The 3,467-nt window shown below is 44.4% G+C and carries 3 protein-coding genes, 1 pseudogene and 2 other annotated features; of the genes and pseudogenes, 1 reads left to right on the top strand and 3 read right to left on the bottom strand.

Annotated elements, in window-relative coordinates; all coding sequences use genetic code 11:
- Positions 1–151 (bottom strand) — a sequence feature (16S ribosomal RNA rRNA prediction is too short).
- A gap of 31 nt (positions 152–182) precedes the next feature.
- Positions 183–737 (bottom strand) — a sequence feature (16S ribosomal RNA rRNA prediction is too short).
- A 290-nt stretch (positions 738–1,027) separates the two neighbouring features.
- Positions 1,028–1,903, bottom strand: a complete 876-nt coding sequence (locus tag ADU22_RS08170; protein WP_053361719.1) for a nucleotidyltransferase-like protein — start codon at positions 1,901–1,903, stop codon at positions 1,028–1,030.
- Positions 1,904–2,041: 138 nt separating this feature from the next.
- Here ADU22_RS08170 and ADU22_RS08165 point away from each other — a divergent pair, with 138 nt between their 5' ends.
- Positions 2,042–2,413: a YgzB family protein gene (locus ADU22_RS08165; protein WP_053361718.1), complete on the top strand. Its 372-nt coding sequence runs from the start codon at positions 2,042–2,044 to the stop codon at positions 2,411–2,413.
- A gap of 125 nt (positions 2,414–2,538) precedes the next feature.
- Here the strand turns inward: ADU22_RS08165 and perR are convergent, their stop codons facing one another.
- Both perR and ADU22_RS25150 read right to left on the bottom strand, forming a co-directional pair.
- A complete protein-coding gene (gene perR / locus ADU22_RS08160; protein WP_053361717.1) occupies positions 2,539–2,982 on the bottom strand; it encodes a peroxide-responsive transcriptional repressor PerR in 444 nt (147 codons plus the stop codon).
- Between the two features lie 297 nt (positions 2,983–3,279).
- A pseudogene (locus ADU22_RS25150) lies at positions 3,280–3,467 on the bottom strand (group II intron reverse transcriptase/maturase); the annotation flags it as partial.

The following is a 3,467-nucleotide window of genomic DNA, read 5'->3' as shown; positions in this document are numbered from 1 at the left end:
AGAGCCGCCTTCGCCACTGGTGTTCCTCCACATCTCTACGCATTTCACCGCTACACGTGGAATTCCGCTCTCCTCTTCTGCACTCAAGCCCCCCAGTTTCCAATGACCCTCCACGGTTGAGCCGTGGGCTTTCACATCAGACTTAAAGGACCGCCTGCGCGCGCTTTACGCCCAATAATTCCGGACAACGCTTGCCACCTACGTATTACCGCGGCTGCTGGCACGTAGTTAGCCGTGGCTTTCTGGTCAGGTACCGTCAAGGTATCGGCAGTTACTCCGGTACTTGTTCTTCCCTGACAACAGAGCTTTACGACCCGAAGGCCTTCTTCGCTCACGCGGCGTTGCTCCGTCAGACTTTCGTCCATTGCGGAAGATTCCCTACTGCTGCCTCCCGTAGGAGTCTGGGCCGTGTCTCAGTCCCAGTGTGGCCGATCACCCTCTCAGGTCGGCTACGCATCGTGGCCTTGGTGAGCCGTTACCTCACCAACTAGCTAATGCGCCGCGGGCCCATCTGTAAGTGACAGCGAGATGCCGTCTTTCAGCATTCCCTCATGTGAGGGAATGAATYATCCGGTATTARCCCCGGTTTCCCGGAGTTATCCCAGTCTTACAGGCAGGTTGCCCACGTGTTACTCACCCGTCCGCCGCTGACCGTCGGGAGCAAGCTCCCTCAAGTCCGCTCGACTTGCATGTATTAGGCACGCCGCCAGCGTTCGTCCTGAGCCAGGATCAAACTCTCCAATAAAAGAGTGATTAGCTCATAAAATAAAACGTTGGCTCATGTTCTTCTATAATAGAAGCCATGAATATTATTGTTTGTTGACGCTTGTTTGTTTAGTTTTCAAAGAGCAATTTGTTTTGTCGGCCGCTCGGAAGCGACTTTATTACTTTAACACGCGGCGCTGATAATGTCAACACCTCTTTTTTTGAAATCCGTCAGCCGCGAAAATGTTTTTGCTGTGTTTCGCAGCGACGGTTATTAATATACCAAGTATCAAAAAAAAGGTCAACAGCTTTTTACGTTTTTTTAGAATAACTTTTCGGCAACTTGATAATAGCGATGGAAAATAGCCTGTCCTTTTGTATCTTCCCGTACGATTTTGATAAGGTTCTTATCAATTAGATATTCCAGTAAGATCCCCAGATCTACGGAATACGCCTTCAATTCGGGATGATTGAGCATTTCATTGAAAGACCAGCTTGGTTTCTCCTCAAGAACGGAAAGGATATGGGAAGACCCGATTTGGGTGCGGGAATGGATAAGGAATTCACTCGCAAGGAATAAGAGTTCAAGACGTTTTTCCAATGTCTCTTCGCTGCAGACCAGTTCCTGATAGAGCTTATAGATCTCCGGGTCGATATTTTTGACTTGGTGCCACACTGTCACTTCGGGGTGGAAGCCATTTTCAATAACGGCGAGCCGGGCAAGATGGTGCAAAGACTGGACGACATAGTTGTAGGCATCAAGATAATGGTACTCCTCAAAAAAACCCTTCCCGTCTGTATACCTGCGGATTAGCCTTGCAAACTCAATCCCCATTTTCATTTTCCGCCCATAGAACGGGAATTCCATAAGTTCGCGTTTTAAATTTGCGATATATTCATTTCGGTCAAAAAGGACCTTGCCCTCATACAGCCAATCAAAAATTTTCCTGTTGTTCCCCAAAAGCATCCATTCATTTAATTGGGCTTCTGTTACGATGTGCATTGCCGCTTTTTTATCATTAAATGTGTAGTGCTTTACATAAACAGGCTGCTCTCCAGATTTGATAATGATCAGCAAGATGGAATCAAACGTATCGGTTGTCGGAAACTTCTTTTTCTTTTTTTCGATCATCAGCACGCCAATTGTGTTGGCTTGGCTAGCCCTCTCCTGGTAAATTGGGCGAAGGATATCCTCCATATATGTATTCCTCCAATTTATTGTTAGAAATATATGTTCGACAAATTCAGCAAAAATCCTGCCTGCCGTGCCTTAGTTTTCCTGTGAATTATTCCCCCTGAATGATATGATATAAATATTCTCTAGGGAGGGAAAAGAATGGTCAAATATTCAAACAAGATTAATAAAATCCGTACATTTGCGCTCAGCTTAATTTTTATAGGGTTTGCTGTTATGTACGCCGGGATTTTCTTTCGGACTTCACCTATTATAATGACCATTTTCATGGTCCTTGGGCTTTTATTCATCGTTGCCAGCACAGTCGTCTATTTTTGGATTGGCATGCTGTCCACAAAAACCGTTCAGGTTATCTGTCCTGGATGCGGCAAGCAGACAAAAGTCCTAGGTCGAGTCGATATATGCATGTTCTGCAATGAGCCGCTAACTCTTGATCCTAGTCTTGAAGGAAAAGAGTTCGACGAGAAATATAACCGAAAACAAAAAGAGGGCTCGCAGACCAGGGAATCCTAAAGGCAGCCGTGATCATCCATGATATGATCACTGACCTTAATTGAACCCCATAAACGGAACCCGGCATATTGCCGGTTTTTTTATTTATTTCTGAATGAAAAAAACTGACGGCTTTAGCGTCAGTTTTAATGAGTCTCACTATTTGAGCACTCGGGGCATACTCCGTAAATTTCCATCCTGTGGTTTCCAACCTTAAAGCCGGTAACATGGGAAGCAAGCTGTTCCACCTCGTCCAAACCTGGATAATGGAAATCGACTATTTTGCTGCAGGATTGGCAGATTACATGATAATGCTGAGTGGTGACAAAATCAAACCTGCTCGATGAATCTCCGTATGTTAGTTCCTTTACAAGGCCCACTTCGCGGAAGACGCGCAGGTTATTATAAACAGTAGCTACACTCATATTGGGAAATTTACCTTCTAGCGCCTTATAAATATCGTCTGCTGTAGGATGTGACATGGACTCTATCAAATACTCGAGAATCGCATGACGCTGCGGGGTAATACGAACTCCGGTTCCCTTCAGAGCATCCAGCGCTTCCTTCAATTGATTTTCTACCACCGCCATGCACCTCTTTTCTCTTTATAAATTCTTACTTTATAATGTTTATAAATAGTGTACTAAGAGTATCCCCATTTTGTCAATATAACAGCCTTTTAAACATTTATAACATTTATAATCTTTATTCACCAAAGCTTGTGATGGCCCACCTTATGGCTCCTTATATTATATCCTTCTGCCATCTCTTTAATCTCCATCGCTTAATCAAGCTGGCAATCCATCGAAATCGAGTAGGAGGGGGTGATTAACCCCCGTCCTCTCACACCACCGTACGTACCGTCCGGTATACGGCGGTTCGAAAGTTTATGAAACAATGTTTGATAATTGCTTTAATCCAGCTTTAAACCAGTATTCATTATTTAAGGCTTGGTMTAAGGCAGGGCTTTTGGAGTTTCTCCAGTATCCCTTTCGGGAGTTCGCATATTGCCATGCTTTGTATTTCTTAATTCCTAACCTTATCAAGTTTCGATATTTGGTTCTGGTCTTCTTCC

Origin of the sequence: Bacillus sp. FJAT-27251 (assembly GCF_001273925.1) — a bacterium.
Lineage (GTDB): Bacteria > Bacillota > Bacilli > Bacillales > Cytobacillaceae > Mesobacillus_B.
This window is presented reverse-complemented; position numbering and strand designations above follow the sequence as displayed.

Excerpts from the sequence above, each read along its gene's own strand:
- ADU22_RS08170 (WP_053361719.1), bottom strand. The coding sequence starts at position 1,903 with ATGGAGGATATCCTTCGCCCAATTTACCAGGAGAGGGCTAGCCAAGCC.
- ADU22_RS08165 (WP_053361718.1), top strand. The coding sequence starts at position 2,042 with ATGGTCAAATATTCAAACAAGATTAATAAAATCCGTACATTTGCGCTC.
- perR (WP_053361717.1), bottom strand. The coding sequence starts at position 2,982 with ATGGCGGTGGTAGAAAATCAATTGAAGGAAGCGCTGGATGCTCTGAAG.